Genomic DNA, 15,440 nt, shown 5'->3' on the forward strand with positions numbered 1-15,440 from the left:
CCGTCTTTTCGATCGCTGTGCACTATTTGTTAATTATGTTAGTGCGTGGCTTTTGACACCCCAATGATGTCGTATTGTGCTTCAGGTACTTGGTTAAATAAAGCCTGACTGCGATCTATTAGCTGATTATTGATTGCCGGTACTGACCATTCAAAGTCTCGTGTTTGTTCTGCCGCCTCAAACAAATCTTCTGGGGTTTGTTTGTTTCTAGCCAATACTTGTGGATGCACTTCGATTAAAATGACCACTAAATTGGCTTGGCGAATTAACTGCTGCGCCCCTTCTAACAAAGGGATTTCTTGCCCTTCTACATCTATTTTTAACACTATTGTAGATGCTAACGATAGGGTGTTTTTTTTCGCTAACCAGTGGTCGAGTGACATAACGCTGGTTTCACCTTGAGGGTCTTTTTCAATATAACCTTCGTGATCATTTAACCGCGATGCATCAGCATGAAAACTTGCTTGGCCTTGGAAATTGGAAATCGCCGTATTTAGCGCCTGATGCGGCAAATTTAATTGAGCTAAATTATGTTTGAGTACAGCATAGGCTTTGCTGTTAGGCTCAAAGGCCAAGACATTTTTTAACTTAGGGCAATGCTGAGCAACCAAAGAAGAAACTGTACCTATATCAGCACCTAAATCAAAAAAACTGAAGGTTTTATTTAAGCCATTTAGCTTTTCACAAAAAGGCAAAAACTCATCAAGGTAATAGTTTTCTGGGCCTTTTTCTAACCAAAAACACCACTCTGATACAGGTACACTAAAGTCTCTATTTTTAACTTTGTGGGTAATGACCTTGTGCCCATAGTGCTTACTTAACCATAGGTACAACCTATGTTTTCCGCGCCATTCATGTTTTTGTAGTTTGGCTAAAAGTCCATTTAACCAAGTAGAAAAAAACGCAGAAGGCGGCATCATGTCACCACTACTCAAAGGCAAAGTATTGATTTAACTTAGCTAAATTAGCTTGGGTTAACTCAATAAATTGCTCTATGTCGTGTGTTTGGCTGGCATTAGATGTGTGTGTTGAGATGGCAATTAGCCCACTGCCTTGATAACTACCCATTAAGATACGATAGATTTCGTAAAGTTTGGCTCGACTCTTATTGGTAAACACTTTGCCATCAATTAAATACCAGTAACTTAATAAGCGTTTTTTGCTTGGAGTAACAATTACAGAAAGTGTCATGCTTTGGCCTGTATCCATAATGTAGTTTTGGCTAGATTCTAAGGTCCAAGCTGTTTCGGGATACAAACGATTTAACGAGCTAATTAATTCACCTTGACCTTTAGGATACCAAACTAAGTAAAGATCTAAGGTTTGACCGTTTAACTGCTGGGCCAACTGGAAGGCTTGAAACGGCTGGTTAAACTCTGGTTGCCAATCACTCTTATGCTTTTCTGCTGCCTCTAGTTGCGCTGCTGATAACTGTAATTGCTGCAGATTAGCATCGAGCGGCGCATTAAGCTGATTATGAATAGCGTTGTACCACAAACTAAAAAGCAGCATAACCAACAATTGTGCGCTGGATAACTTAAGTACAGCACTACGGTTCACTGGCACTGTAGTGTTTTGTGATTGCGGCGCTTGGGTGATGGGCTGCTTTTCTCGTACCCATTCGCCAATAAATAATAAACACACTATGACCAAGGCAAAAAATACCCAACCATAAATTAGATGGTCGGCCCCTACTGCGTGTTCCATATCAGTTAAATAACCTGTCATTATGATGCCAAACACCCGAATTGCATTGGCAATAATCGGGAATAAAATGGCGATACCCATAAATAACACACGGCGCTTAACTGAATAAATATTTAAGTAAGAATACAAAGAGCCAATCACAATAGAGGCGATAAAAAAACTAATGCCCGAACAGGCTTCGGCCACTAAAAATTGCCCTTGTGGGATTTCGATATACAAGCCACTACGATAAACCGGTATACCACTCCAATTTAACATCAGCATAGACAGGTCGGCGGTGATTTCTTGTAGCGAAGGGACTAATTCTTCACCTACAGGAATACAAAATAAAATAAACACCAATGGGAATAAAATTTTGTAGGCCAATTTATGCCCGATAAATGCCCAAATACTTAAAGGTAAAAAGGTAAAGGTGGCCACATGCATAAAGAGTTGTACGTCGCCGGCCAAGCCTATGGCATATAAAGCTAAACTCCCACATGCAAAGAGCAATGCAAGATAACTGGGTTTAATCAGCGAAAGGTCCAGTTCGCGCCGTTTTAAATAAATTAAATAAAACGCTCCAGGGATAACAAACAAACAATGGTTAAAAACTTCTGAAATTAGCCAGATGTCGATAGCTGTGCTCAGACCTTGCCAAAATACCCACACCCAAGCCAAGATTAAGCCGACAAAACAGGTTAAAACTAGCTGCATATGACTCAGGGATTTATTCGTTAATGCGTTAATACTTCGGCCCCTTACTACAATAAATTAGTTATTTGGCAGGAATGTTGTAGACGTTTTGCATGGTATCCCAAGAAAAATCAATTAGCAGTTTTTCTAATTTTCCATAGGTTTTGTCTAGGTTCACATAGTGCCTAAACTTAGACTTCATGGGGGCATGACTTAATCGCGGCTGTTCGTTATCGATTTCCCATGGATGAAAATAAAACGAATAGGGCTGCTTTTCTTTCTTGAGGTACTGGTTAAGCAAAAACTTATTTAACACATAAGGATAAAGCCTAAAATATCCGCCCCCGCCTATTGGGGTTTGTTTACCTAATAATTTAAGGGTTGGAATAGGAATTTCGATTAGGCCTTCTTTACGTTTGTAGGCAAATCTGGGCCAATCTGGTGTACCGTAAAGATCGTGCTTAACTGGGTAAGTACTTGAACTATAACCAAAATCTAGCTCAGCCAAGACTTCAAAAGCCCATTCGCTGTCGTAGCCAATTGAAAAGCTAGGGGCACGGTAACCCGTTACTCTTTGGCCTATTAGGCCTTCTAGGTGATCTTTAGAGCGTTTTACATCCTCATAAAATTCATCCCGGGTTTGTGAATGTACACGTCTGTGGGCATAACCATGACTGGCAATTTCGTGACCTTGTTGATGGATTTCACGGATTAGTTCAGGGTAACGTTCGGCTACCCAGCCTAAAACAAAAAAAGTCGATTTAACTTGATGTTTGGCGAATAAATCTAACAATCTGCGGGTATTAAAATCGACCCTTGGTTGGTATTCCTTCCATTGACTTGGGTCAATAATAGATTCAAACGCAGAGACATGAAAAAAGTCTTCTACGTCTACTGTCATGGCATTTAATACAGAGTGTCGCAACACTTACCTTCCTTTGCCGAAAAGCACCACTTCGACTGTTCTTATTAATATAAGGATATCTAACATCAAGCTTTGATGTTTGACATAGTACAGATCAAACTTCAGCTTCTCCATAGAATCTTCAACACTGGCCCCATAAGGGTAATTGAGCTGCGCCCAGCCGGCTAAACCGGGTTTAACATTGTGCCTTTGATTGTAATAGGGAATTTCTCTAATCAGTTGTTCAACAAATTGTGGTCGCTCAGGCCTAGGCCCAATAAAAGACATTTCGCCTTTAAATACATTTAATAATTGAGGTAGTTCGTCTATTCGATATTTGCGAATAAAATGCCCGACTCGTGTAACCCTATCGTCGTTAGTGGTAGCCCACTTGGCACCATCTTTTTCTGCATCTAAGCGCATACTTCTGAATTTAATAATATTAAACAGTCGGCCGTTTAGCCCTACCCTTTCTTGTTTGTAGAAAATCGAGGCGTTTTTAACATTGACGTCTTCAAAGAAGATCACCAAGGCCGTAATCAACATAAAAGGCCAAGTTAATAACAATACAATAGAGGCCAAAATACAGTTAATGGAATAGTCTAAGGCATCGCGCAGATAGTTCTGTGAATTAAAGCCGTTGGAATAGATCACCCAACTTGGGTACATCAAATTCACTACTATTTGACCGGTTTCGCGCTCCATAAAATCTAGAAGATCGGTGACTTCTACCCCCCTAAGGCGGCAATCAAATAAAATTTCTACTGGCAAGGTGCCACGCCTTTGATCGCATGCTATGACGACTTCGTCTATGTCGTTATCAGCAATAAAGTTTCTGAAATTTTCGTCGATTTTGACGTGGATTAATTTTTCGTTTTGAATGCCTTCTTCGCGGTTGTCCCCTGGAATAGGAATAAAGCCCAGCAATTCAAAGCCAAACCTGTCGACTTCGCGGCGCATGCGCTTTTCGATTATAGAGGCGCGTTCACCGGCGCCAATCACTATAATTTTAGTTTGCCCTAAACCTAAAATACCCAAACGGTTAATAAAATAACGAAAAATGGCTAACGCCAAAATTGTTAGCCCCGCATAGGTGGGGAAATAAAACTGGCTGATTTCTATGGTGGGGAAAAAGCTATTGGTGATAATCTCAATGATAAAATAACTGATGGCAACGCTAACAAAAATGCGCCTGACTATGCCCCTAGAGGTTTCACGTAATTTAGTTTCGTATAGCCCCACAGACAAAGCCGCAAGAACCACTATTAAGGTAAAGAGTGCCACTTGAATGGCAAAGTCTGCCATTGGAACAACAACAAAGGTCTCTGGAAAGAAATGTTTAACTAAAATAGAAGAAAGATAACCAATGTAACTGACGATGACAGCTTCAAGTATCATCATGATATTTGAACGACGAATTTCCTTACGATTACCAAAACTCATTTATAGCCATCCTGCCCAATGAAATTGAAAGAGTATATTTGAAATCATCCTGTGAAAAAGCGTTTTTTTCAATTTAATCATCATATTATAGTTGTCTAGCTTACCCAAAACTTGCTACATTGCGCCAGTGGGTGCAAATTTTATTTGAAGGTAATTTACATGAAGACTAACAAAATAGCATGGGCAAATTTAATATTTTTTATAATATTATCAACTGTAGGATGCAGTACTAATAGTGGTAAATTGCCAATGGCAACCAGCTACAATTCAATGACCACCTCAGTCGATGACTATCAGTATTTAATCGGTCCAGGCGATACAGTTTCGATTTTTGTTTGGCGTAATCCAGATATTTCAGGCTCTTATGTGGTGCGACCAGACGGAAAAGTCACCACCTCTTTAGTTGAAGACATAGAAGTGTCGGGCAAAACCCCCACTATGTTAGCGCGTCATATTGAAAAAGAACTGTCTAAATACATAAACAACCCTAGAGTAACAGTTAGTGTAGGCGGTTTTAGAGGCCCATTGTACGAGCAAGTACGTGTAATAGGTGAAGCAACCAACCCTAGTGCCGTGAATTATACCGAAAGAATGACCTTATTAGATTTAATGATTTCTGTAGGGGGCCTAACTGAATTTGCTGCTGGCAATAGTGCCAAATTAGTGAGAACCGTAGCTGGGGTACAAAAAACCTACAAGCTGCGCATTGAAGATCTCATTAAAGATGGAGAAATAGAACACAATATCGATATGTTACCTGGTGATATTATTATTATCCCAGAGGCGTGGTTTTAGTCGTTAGTTATAAATGGAAATTTAGATGCAAGATCTTCACAAAACCCTCGAATTAATTATTGGTTATATCAAGGGTGTATGGGTAAAAAAGCGTTATATCATGATTTGTTCATGGCTTATTTGCCCCCTTGGCTTTGTTTATGTTGCCTCTTTACCAGACGTATACCAATCTTCAGCTAGAGTTTATGTAGACACTCGTTCTATGCTAGCCCCTATGCTAAGGGGCTTAGCGCTGCAGAGTAATCCTGAACAAGAAGTGGCCATGATGGTAAGAACTCTGCTAACACGGCCAAATTTAGAGATCATTGCACGTAATTCAGACTTAGACATTACCACTTCTAATGATGATCAGTATCAAAACCTTATTACTAACCTTTCGAGAACGATTAAATTAAGAAAAGCCGGTAGAGAAAACCTGTATATTATTTCTTATACTCACAAAGATCCTGAAGTTGCGCGTATTGTGGTACAAAAAACCTTAGATTTATTTGTTGAGGGCACTAAAGGCAATAATCGTAAAGAATCAGACTCGGCTGACCAATTTATTGATGAACAAATTGCCGAATACGAAACCCGTTTAATCAATGCCGAGCAACGCTTAGTTAACTACAAAAGAAAGTACAATACCTTGTTACCTAACCAAGGGACCTTTTATCAAAATTACAACAACTTAACCTCGCAGCTTGAGCAAACCCGTTTAACCATTAAAGAGGTGGAACAACAAATTGCCACCCTAAAAGCCCAAGTCAATGGCAATAAACCTGATGATGCAGGTGAAACTTCTTCTTTTGATAATCTGGCAATTTCTACCCGCTACGACGATAGAATTAAAAACTTAGAAGAAAAACTCGACCAATTGATGTTGAAATATACCGAGTTGCATCCTGATGTGATTGAAACCAACAATTTACTTAACTCTTTGTTAGATGCCAGAAAGAAAGACGTACAAGAATACTTAGCCGCTGGTGATGGCGAACGCCCCGCACAGATTGGCTCTATCGCCAATGAGTTAAAATTAGAAATTAGTCGTTTAGAAGGGCAACTAGCTTCGTTACGGGTTCGTGAAGAAGAGTTTGCAGCCAAAATTGACGACCTGAAACAAAAAATTGACTTTGTACCTCAAGCTGAAGCAGAGCGTACTGCTTTAGATCGTGATTATAATATTACTAAAAAGAAATACGAAGGTTTACTCAACCGAAGAGAAGCATCGAACCTAGCCAGAAAAGCCGATATTTCTACCGAAAGTGTTCAATTTAGAGTACTAGACGCCCCTAGAACCCCTAAAGAAGCGGCCTACCCAAATAGAATGTTAAACTATACTGTAGTGTTAATTCTTGGCTTTGGTGCAGGTTTAGGTTTAGCGTTTTTAATTAGCTTGTTAAACCCTGTATTGGTTAAAGCCAACCAATTAACTGAGCTTACCTCTTATCCTGTTTTAGGTATGGTCAGCCATCTTAACAAAGCCCACATATTAAAAGTGAAACGCACTAGGTTATTGGTGTTTGTTTTATCCTCCAGTATTATTGTGGCCTTATATGCTGCCCTTATGAGTGCAGAAGTAATGAATATAAATATTTATGCGAGGATTTTCTCTTGAACTCTATAGAAAAAGCTCTGCAGAAACAGCAGCAGGAAGCAGAGGCTAAGAGTAAAAACCTAGCCTCTGAACAACAAGCAAGCAGCGCCTCTGACTCAGCAGAAAGCTCAATTGAAAAACTGCAAAAGGTACAGCAAAACCAAGAGCAACAGCCGCTTGAAACCAGCAGCGCGCCAGCTACAGAATCAGATACTGAAAATACAGCAGAGCCCGCAGTTCAACCAGAAGAGCGGGCCAGTAACGCTAAAATTAACATTGATCTGCAAAAGCTAGCGGATAAAGGCTTTGTATCCATTAATTCACAACGCAGTGTAATTAACGAAGAATACCGAGTAATTAAACGTAAGTTATTAGACAATGCTTTTGGCCCTTTATCTAAGTCGCTAAATAACAGCAATGTCATTATGGTAACCAGCTCTCGCCAAGGAGAAGGTAAAACCTTTACTGCAATTAATTTAGCCCTAAGCATTGCCCTAGAACAAAATAAAACCGTACTTTTAGTGGATGCTGACGTATTACGCCCAAATGTAATGCGCACCTTAGAGCTAAAAAACGAAACTGGCCTAATGGAATACTTATTGGGTGAAAAAGATGACATTGCAGATGTGATGTGTCGCACCAACTTAGACAACCTTAGAATTATTTCGGCGGGTAAGTCTCACCACTTATCTACTGAATTACTGGCTAGTCAACGCATGTTTGACGCAGTTGAAGAGTTCTCCAATCGTTACCCAGATCGTATTATTATTGTTGATACGCCCCCCCTATTAGGTATAAACGAAACCGCAGTATTAGCTAACTTAGCCGGACAGGCTTTAGTGGTAACCGAAGAGTTTAAAACTCGCTTAGTCGATTTAGAAAATGCAGTAAAACATTTAAATCCTGAAATGGCCATTGGCTTTGTAGTAAACAAAACCGAACAAGTGAATTTAGAAGGTGGCGGTTATGGATATTATTATGCCGGAGCAAATTAATCTTGCAGTTTAATAGTTGTAAACCTAAAACACTTACAGGCCTATCTACGCAAATAAAATACCTAGGCGTTTTGCTGACCTTCACTACTTTTAGTGGATTCTGCCAAGAAGTAAAAGTTAAAGGCACTATAGATAGCAAAGCCTATTTTTACGAGAGTGAAATAGCAGAGCAAGATCCAACCCAAACTAAATCTATAGTGCTTAAGCCTTCATTAACTGCCAGCTTTGCAAGCCGCAAATTACAGATGTCTTTTACTGCTAATCATTCTAAAGTGAAAGAAGTTGATAGTGACGATTTGCTTGGCGACTCAGACAGCACCAGCGAAACAGAAACATCCAATAATTCTAGCGACAAAGATTTTACTGATTATAAATTTACCAGTAGTTTGTCGGTGATAGACAATGTGTTAACCCTAGGGCTAAACGGCTCACAAAGTTATCAAAACCGTAGTCAGCAACAAGAAGGTTTTAGTGACATCATTGTTAATTCAAACAATCTTACCAAAAGACAAAATTATGGTGCTTTAGTAAATCTAAGCGTACCTAACCCCAGTTATCTAGGCTTTAACTTACAAAGCCGTTTGCAAAATACTAAAACCTCACAAACCATAGATAATGAAACCGGCCTAGATAACAAAAACATTGGAATTACCAGCCGTATTTATAATGGTAAAGATGTACGATTTATCAATTTTGATTTTACTACACAGTACCGTGACACTAGCCGAACTAATTTTCAAAACTTTAAGTCAACCCGAGCTAACGGGCAAATAGGTTTGCCATTGTTTAGTGATTTAGAATTTGTTGTAACAGGCAGTTTAGAAGAGTATGACACTGGGCAGGCGAGCTTTTTTAATCGAGTAAATTTAGATACCCATAGCTATGGTGCTGGGATTAATTGGCGCCCCAGCGACAGCCGACAACTTGCCCTCACCTATAACAGATTAACCGAAAACGACAAAGAAACCGACTTTTTAGGGGTTGACCTAAACTGGGCTTTTTCTTCTAGAACCTCAGTTAACCTCGACTATGGCAAGCGTTTTTATGGTGACTCTTATAGTTTTGGTTTAAAACACGCAACTAAGTCTATTCGTACATCAGTATCTTACTCTGAAGAATTAACGACTTATTCTCGCTTAGGTGAATCAACCACTAACATTACTGGCATATTTGTTTGTGAGTTTGGTGCCACAGATTTGGCTGAATGTTTTCAACCTGATAGCTTAGATTACCAATTGGCCGCCGGTGAGCAATTTAGAGCCACCACAGAGGTTATTACCGACATTAACGAAGAAGTGATGTTGCGTAAAATGGGTACTGCTAGCATTGGCTACGAAAAACGTAAGTTTAAAGTGTCGTTGAATGCCAATTATCAACATATTGAATATTTAGAATCAGACCGCGAAAGAACCAACAATAGAGTGAGTTTGAGTGTTAATTACTCCCTTGGACGTAAGTCGAATATTAGCTTAGTGACTAATATTGCAGAAAATAAATATAGTGAGCTTGATGCACCAGATCTAATCAAAACCACTACACTTAACTTTAATCGTAGCATTACTCGTTATTTAAAATTTAACCTAAGCGCCAGTGTGTTAGATCGTCAGTCTGATAGCTTTGAGCGCAACCGCACAGATAACCGCTTAACCTTAGGTTTAAATTACCGCTTCGAATAATACAAGCCCTGATCGCAGGGCTTTTTAATACTTGAGTTTAATTCTTTAAATTTCACTATTTAGCGCGTGTTATGCGTCTAACGTCACAAAACTCTCACAAAACTATACTTTTTCAATTGGTTAAGCTTTAATCAATATATGCAATAAATAAGCATAAGAGAGAGTAGCTATGTTGAGACATTATTATATAAGTGATGACCTAGACGATTTACAAGCCATAGAAACTGAACTTGAATCACAGGGCGTATCTAGCCCACAAATTCATGTGTTAAGTGAAGACGATGCAGCTGTAGAAAAACGCCATTTACACGCCATTGAAGCAGTACTTAAGCAAGATGTGGTGCATTCTACTGAGTTAGGTGCTGTGGTTGGTGTAATAGGCGCGGCCACTGTGTTAATCATTGCCTACCTAATGGGTTGGCATAATTCAGAAGCAGGTTGGATCCCCTTTGCGTTTTTAGCCATTATTATTTTAGGATTTTGTACCTGGGAAGGCGGATTAATTGGCATTCAAATTCCTAATTATCAGTTCAAACGTTTTCAAAGCTTACTTAATCAAGGTAAACATGTGCTTTTTGTTGATGTTGATGCCTCGCAAGAATCCATATTATCTCAAGTTGTAGAGAACCATCCCAAGCTCAAATTAGCCGGTACAGGTGAAGCTACGCCAGCCTGGGTAGTGCATGGTCAAGAGAAGTTTAGTAAGGTGATGAAAACCCTGCCTTAGTGATCGGTAGCGTATTGCCAGAATATTCTTAACTCATATTCTGGCTTTGCGCTGGGTTTATCTAGCCGTTAATTATCAAAAAAAGTTATACGACTAAAAAAGGTATAGTTTGACTCTATTGCCATAATCCCAATAAACAAACCTAGGCAAAGTGGTGGCAGCAATATGGCACAAATTAATGCCATTTTTTCCCACATCATATGCATAAACACACAAACAATTAAACCCGCTTTTAAAATCATAAAAAACACAATCAATGACCAACGCAACATTCCTTGTAATTGCATATAGTCAACCATGTATGACAACCCACTTAACACAAATAACAACAACCAAATTTTTAAATATAACCCGACCGGGTGAGCCTGCTGACCTTCAACCATTGGCTCTTGTTGATTTGAAACCGACATAATGATTTCTCCAGATGATTTACCACAAGTAAAATAGCGCGAAAATAAACACCCACACCAAATCTACAAAGTGCCAATACAATCCAGCTATTTCTACAATTTGATAATTCCCTTTAGCTTGGTAATGCCCTTTTAAAACTTTGATGGCCACTATTGCCAAATATATAACGCCTATAGAAACATGCAGCCCATGAAACCCAGTAACCATAAAAAACACTGCCCCAAATTGTTCGGCACCAAAAGGGTTAGCCCAAGGTCTCACTCCCTCAGAAATAAGTTTGCTCCACTCAAAAGCCTGCATGCCAACAAAGGACAACCCCAATAAAGCCGTGACTAACATTAATACCCCGGCCTTTACTCTATTTTTTTGGTATCCATAGTTCACTGCCATGGCCATGGTGCCGCTGCTGGTTATTAATATAAAAGTCATGATGGCAATCAGCACTAGAGGAATATGCTGCCCAGCTATTTCTAAGGCAAAAACCTCACTGGCATTGGGCCATGGCTCAACTGCAGACATTCTCATGACCATGTAACCAATCAAAAAACAACTAAACACAAAGGTATCGCTGAGTAAGAAAATCCACATCATGGCTTTGCCCCAAGGCACCTTGAACGTCTCTTTGTCAGCGGACCAATCTTTTATAAACCCATCAATACCTTCATCTCTATTAAAGCCTGATTGTGATGACATGCTTAGACTCCTAGTCCACAAAATTCGACTATGGCATTGTAGGTTTCTGGCTTACTAACTAATAAGGCAAACAAAACTATCCATAAACCTAATAAAAAGTGCCAATAGGTGGCACATAAATCAACATACTGCCTTAGGTTAGGGCTACCACGTAAAATCACTTGTACTGCCAATATCCACACTATTAACCCCACCACTACATGTAGTGCATGCAAACCCGTTAAGATATAAAAAAAGCTTAAAGCTGGATGACTATTGACCACAAAACCTTGGGTATATAACTGTTGCCATAAGATCCATTGGCCAGTAACAAAAGCCCCAGAACACAGGCCCCCTAATATTAAATGTATTTTAGCTATATGCATTTTGCTGCTACGGCTTGAGTAACGGGCAAGCTGTAAAAACACACTGGCCATGACTAAGTAAAAGGTATTTAGCCATAATAAAGATTTATCAAACAAAGGCTGATTCGATTGTTCTGCCAAAGGTTGCCAGTCTGGGTATTGAGAGCGCATTAAATAGGCCACAATAAATAATAAAAACAGCACAGAAATGACACTTAGTAGCACCTTAAGGCCAGTTTTTCTTACCTGTTCTCGCCCTAAATATTGGGATTGTGGTTGAGGCTCAGCTTGCCAAGACTTTTCCATTAACGCCGAAAACATATTCATGTTGCGCTCCCTTGCTTTTTATCTATAAAGTTCTGTGGCAAAAAGTCTTGCTTGTATCCAGGCACGCTGTAGTCATAAGCCCAGCGATAACAAATAGGTAAATCTTTGCCCCAATTACCGTGACCAGGCGGGGTGGTTTCGGTTTGCCATTCAAGAGAGGTGGCTTGCCAAGGGTTATCGCCAGCTTTTTCGCCTTTAAACAAACTCCAGATTAAGTTGTATAAAAAAATCAACTGCACTAAAGCCACAAAGATCGCCATCACCGAAATCATGGCGTTTAAGTCTTTAGCTGAGTCAGGAATAAAGTCGTAGTTTTCGTAAGCAAAATAGCGCCTAGGTACCCCCAATACACCTAAATAGTGCATAGGGAAATAAATGGCATAAGTTCCTAAAAAGGTCCCCCAAAAATGTAGTTTACCCAGAGTAGGGTTAAGCATTCGCCCGGACATTTTGGGATACCAATGATAGATCCCGCCAAATACCACTAAAATAGGCGATACCCCCATAACCATATGAAAATGTGCCACAACAAAATAGGTATCTGACAGGGGCAAATCCACTACTACATTGCCTAAAAACAAGCCGGTTAAGCCACCAATAGTGAAAGTAGAAACAAAACCTAAAGCAAATAACATAGGCACGTTTAACCGAATATTGCCGTGCCAAATAGTTAACACCCAGTTATACACTTTAATAGCGGTAGGCACGGCAATGATAAGAGTGGTAGTGGCAAAAAAGTAACCAAACAAAGGATTCATACCACTGATGTACATATGGTGGGCCCACACCACAAAGCTTAACACCCCTATGCCCACTATGGCCCATACCATCATGCGGTAGCCAAAAATATTCTTACGCGCATGAGTACTAATTAAATCTGAAACTATGCCAAAGGCCGGCAGAGCCACTATGTAAACTTCGGGGTGCCCAAAAAACCAAAATAAATGCTGAAACAAAATAGGACTGCCGCCTTCATGATCCAGTTGCTGGCCCATAGATAAAATTGCCGGCATAAAAAAACTGGTACCTAAGGTTTTATCAAATAACATCATGACAGCACTAACAAAAAGCGCAGGAAAGGCTAATAGCGCCAATATAGTGGCCATAAAAATGCCCCATACCGTTAATGGCATGCGCATTAAGGTCATGCCCCGGGTACGCGCTTGCAACACTGTAGTGACATAATTTAAGCCGCCCATGGTCGCTGCCACAATAAAAATAGCTAAAGACACCAACATTAAAATAATGCCCCAATCTGAGCCTGGCGTGCCTGGTAATATGGCTTGTGGTGGATACAAGGTCCAGCCCGCTCCACTAGGGCCGCCGGGCACAAAAAAGCTGGCCAATAACACAATAACCGCCAATAAATAAAACCACACACTCAGCATATTCACAAAAGGAAACACCATATCTCGGGCGCCAACCATCAGTGGAATCAGATAATTGCCAAAGCCGCCTAAAAATATTGCGGTAAGTAGATAGATCACCATTATCATGCCGTGCATAGTGACAAACTGGTAATACGCACTGGGGTCGATAAAATCAAAGTAACCGGGAAAACCCAATTGCAAACGCATTAACCCCGACAACACTAACGCCACTAGCCCAACTAAAATAGCAATGACTGAGTACTGAATAGCAATCACCTTATGGTCTTGGCTCCATACATACTTAGTAAAAAAGCTATGCGGCTCATGCATATCCATTTCTGATTCTTGTTGCATTGGCGACTCCATTTTTTAACTGGTTATAGCTAACATGGGTTATAAGGTTTTAATGTATTCGATTAATGCCATAGCCTCACTTTCACTCACTACTGGAGGCGGCATAACTGGCGCAAAGCTTTCTACAATTTTGGCATTAGGCTGAAAAATCGACTCTTTTAAATATTGTTCATCAACTAACACGCTTTGGCCGCTTTCTAGTTTTCTTGTAGAGCCAAAAATGCCTTTCCAGCTCGGTCCAAATAAACGCATGCCATCTACACTATGACAGGCTAAACAGCCTTTAGACTGCGCTAGTTTGGCCCCTTCAAGTACTTGGTTAATGACTTGAGTAGCTTCTGCAACTTGGCCTTTTTCTTTGATATAAGCGATTAAAGCTGAGACTTGTAACTCGGATAGTTGCATGGGTGGCATTATGGGTGCGTACCCTTTAACTATTTTGGCGGCGGGATCACTTATCGACTCAGCTAAGTAAGCCTCATCAACCAGTACAGTTTGGCCATTGGCTAAAGTTTGGGTTTTGCCATACAAGCCCATCCAAGTAGGACCGATAGAATTATCACTAAAATTATGGCACCCCATACAACCGTTTTGTTGTGCAACTTGCTCACCACTTTTGGCTAATTGACTGAGTGCCTCTGATTGATTTTGAGCTATAGACTCAGCAAAGGTAGGATAAGTGGCCAACCAAGTTTGATGATCCTCTTGCGTGACCACTTCAACATGGCCTCGCATATTAAAGTGCCCTACCCCACAAAACTCCGCGCATAAGATTTCGAACTTTCCTAACACTGTAGGGGTTAGCCAGATATAAGATACAGTGCCTGGCACCATATCCATTTTGACGCGAAACTGCGGAACATAAAAATCGTGCAACACATCTTTGGCGCGCATTAAAAGTTTAACAGGCTGATTTAAAGGCAGTGCTAGTGTGTTAGCATTTACTAACACATCATCTTGACCAGCTAAATCCATAGGATCTACGCCAAAAGGATTATCAATACTAATGTGCTTAATGGCGCTTTTACCTAATTGATTGTCTTCGCCAGGAAACCTAAAATTCCAACTCCATTGCTGCCCCACTACCTCTACAATAGCCGCGTTTTTAGGCACATTAACAAAGTCGGAATACACCACTAACCCTGGCGCTAACATGGCGATTATGCCTATGCTAGTCACCACAGTTAGCCAGACTTCAAGCTTTTTGTTTTCGGGTTCGTATTTGGCTTTGCGGTTTGTATTATGGCGATACTTAATCACTGCATAGGCAATGAAAAAGTTAATGGCAATGAAGACTATTCCGGTAATGATCAGAGTAATAGCCATAGTGTCATCAATGGCTCCCCAGTTAGATGCTAGGGGGGTCATTACCCAAGGTGAAACAAAATGAAATATCACTGATCCAAGCACAATCAGGATCAACGCTACGGCAATGCCCATGCC

The 15,440-nt window shown here is 40.2% G+C and carries 14 protein-coding genes; 5 read left to right on the top strand and 9 right to left on the bottom strand.

Features of this window, described 5'->3' with window-relative positions; genetic code table 11:
* Positions 1-38: 38 nt before the first annotated feature.
* From ACVCDT_RS14475 to ACVCDT_RS14490, 4 genes are all read right to left on the bottom strand, one after another.
* Entirely contained in the window at positions 39-941 is a 903-nt protein-coding gene (locus tag ACVCDT_RS14475) for an FkbM family methyltransferase (protein ID WP_447133504.1), read from the bottom strand.
* Positions 928-2,403 carry an exosortase A gene (gene xrtA / locus ACVCDT_RS14480; protein WP_447133505.1) on the bottom strand — a complete coding sequence of 492 codons (1,476 nt, stop codon included), beginning with the start codon at positions 2,401-2,403 and terminating at the stop codon, positions 928-930. Before xrtA ends, ACVCDT_RS14475 begins: the two co-directional genes overlap by 14 nt.
* A gap of 61 nt (positions 2,404-2,464) precedes the next feature.
* Positions 2,465-3,307 carry an XrtA system polysaccharide deacetylase gene (locus tag ACVCDT_RS14485; RefSeq protein WP_447133551.1) on the bottom strand — a complete coding sequence of 281 codons (843 nt, stop codon included), beginning with the start codon at positions 3,305-3,307 and terminating at the stop codon, positions 2,465-2,467.
* Positions 3,308-3,310: 3 nt separating this feature from the next.
* Complete coding sequence (locus tag ACVCDT_RS14490) at positions 3,311-4,729, bottom strand: TIGR03013 family XrtA/PEP-CTERM system glycosyltransferase (RefSeq protein WP_447133506.1); 1,419 nt, start codon at positions 4,727-4,729, stop codon at positions 3,311-3,313.
* A 159-nt stretch (positions 4,730-4,888) separates the two neighbouring features.
* Between ACVCDT_RS14490 and ACVCDT_RS14495 the strand changes: the two genes are divergently transcribed.
* From ACVCDT_RS14495 to ACVCDT_RS14515, 5 genes are all read left to right on the top strand, one after another.
* Positions 4,889-5,524, top strand: coding sequence for an XrtA/PEP-CTERM system exopolysaccharide export protein (locus tag ACVCDT_RS14495; RefSeq protein WP_447133507.1), 636 nt, complete (start codon positions 4,889-4,891; stop codon positions 5,522-5,524).
* A gap of 25 nt (positions 5,525-5,549) precedes the next feature.
* Positions 5,550-7,121, top strand: coding sequence for an XrtA system polysaccharide chain length determinant (locus ACVCDT_RS14500; protein ID WP_447133508.1), 1,572 nt, complete (start codon positions 5,550-5,552; stop codon positions 7,119-7,121).
* On the top strand, positions 7,118-8,095 hold the full coding sequence (locus ACVCDT_RS14505; RefSeq protein WP_447133509.1) for an XrtA-associated tyrosine autokinase: 978 nt from the start codon (positions 7,118-7,120) through the stop codon (positions 8,093-8,095). The genes ACVCDT_RS14500 and ACVCDT_RS14505 overlap by 4 nt, the downstream gene beginning before the upstream one ends.
* Before the next feature lie 2 nt (positions 8,096-8,097).
* On the top strand, positions 8,098-9,771 hold the full coding sequence (locus ACVCDT_RS14510) for a TIGR03016 family PEP-CTERM system-associated outer membrane protein (RefSeq protein WP_447133510.1): 1,674 nt from the start codon (positions 8,098-8,100) through the stop codon (positions 9,769-9,771).
* A 169-nt stretch (positions 9,772-9,940) separates the two neighbouring features.
* Positions 9,941-10,498, top strand: coding sequence for an NAD/FAD-utilizing enzyme (locus tag ACVCDT_RS14515; RefSeq protein WP_447133511.1), 558 nt, complete (start codon positions 9,941-9,943; stop codon positions 10,496-10,498).
* Positions 10,499-10,566: 68 nt separating this feature from the next.
* On the opposite strand, the gene ACVCDT_RS14520 is transcribed toward ACVCDT_RS14515, so the two are convergent.
* Genes ACVCDT_RS14520 through coxB form a run of 5 tightly spaced genes read right to left on the bottom strand, consistent with a single transcriptional unit; the run spans position 10,567 to position 15,437 of the window.
* Entirely contained in the window at positions 10,567-10,908 is a 342-nt protein-coding gene (locus ACVCDT_RS14520) for a cytochrome C oxidase subunit IV family protein (protein ID WP_447133512.1), read from the bottom strand.
* A 19-nt stretch (positions 10,909-10,927) separates the two neighbouring features.
* Positions 10,928-11,602, bottom strand: a complete 675-nt coding sequence (locus tag ACVCDT_RS14525) for a heme-copper oxidase subunit III family protein (RefSeq protein ID WP_447133513.1) — start codon at positions 11,600-11,602, stop codon at positions 10,928-10,930.
* 2 nt (positions 11,603-11,604) lie between these two features.
* Positions 11,605-12,273 (bottom strand): cytochrome c oxidase subunit 3, encoded by a 669-nt coding sequence (locus tag ACVCDT_RS14530; protein ID WP_447133514.1) that lies wholly within the window; start codon positions 12,271-12,273, stop codon positions 11,605-11,607.
* Positions 12,270-13,997, bottom strand: a complete 1,728-nt coding sequence (gene ctaD, locus ACVCDT_RS14535) for a cytochrome c oxidase subunit I (RefSeq protein WP_447133515.1) — start codon at positions 13,995-13,997, stop codon at positions 12,270-12,272. Before ctaD ends, ACVCDT_RS14530 begins: the two co-directional genes overlap by 4 nt.
* A 39-nt stretch (positions 13,998-14,036) precedes the next feature.
* Positions 14,037-15,437, bottom strand: a complete 1,401-nt coding sequence (gene coxB / locus ACVCDT_RS14540; RefSeq protein WP_447133516.1) for a cytochrome c oxidase subunit II — start codon at positions 15,435-15,437, stop codon at positions 14,037-14,039.
* Positions 15,438-15,440 lie beyond the last annotated feature (3 nt).

This window comes from Paraglaciecola aestuariivivens (genome assembly GCF_052983255.1).

Coding starts and splice junctions, on each gene's coding strand:
- ACVCDT_RS14525 (WP_447133513.1), bottom strand. CDS start 11,602: ATGTCATCACAATCAGGCTTTAATAGAGATGAAGGTATTGATGGGTTT.
- ACVCDT_RS14490 (WP_447133506.1), bottom strand. CDS start 4,729: ATGAGTTTTGGTAATCGTAAGGAAATTCGTCGTTCAAATATCATGATG.
- coxB (WP_447133516.1), bottom strand. CDS start 15,437: ATGGGCATTGCCGTAGCGTTGATCCTGATTGTGCTTGGATCAGTGATA.
- ACVCDT_RS14515 (WP_447133511.1), top strand. CDS start 9,941: ATGTTGAGACATTATTATATAAGTGATGACCTAGACGATTTACAAGCC.
- ACVCDT_RS14530 (WP_447133514.1), bottom strand. CDS start 12,273: ATGAATATGTTTTCGGCGTTAATGGAAAAGTCTTGGCAAGCTGAGCCT.
- xrtA (WP_447133505.1), bottom strand. CDS start 2,403: ATGCAGCTAGTTTTAACCTGTTTTGTCGGCTTAATCTTGGCTTGGGTG.
- ACVCDT_RS14520 (WP_447133512.1), bottom strand. CDS start 10,908: ATGTCGGTTTCAAATCAACAAGAGCCAATGGTTGAAGGTCAGCAGGCT.
- ctaD (WP_447133515.1), bottom strand. CDS start 13,997: ATGCAACAAGAATCAGAAATGGATATGCATGAGCCGCATAGCTTTTTT.
- ACVCDT_RS14500 (WP_447133508.1), top strand. CDS start 5,550: ATGCAAGATCTTCACAAAACCCTCGAATTAATTATTGGTTATATCAAG.
- ACVCDT_RS14495 (WP_447133507.1), top strand. CDS start 4,889: ATGAAGACTAACAAAATAGCATGGGCAAATTTAATATTTTTTATAATA.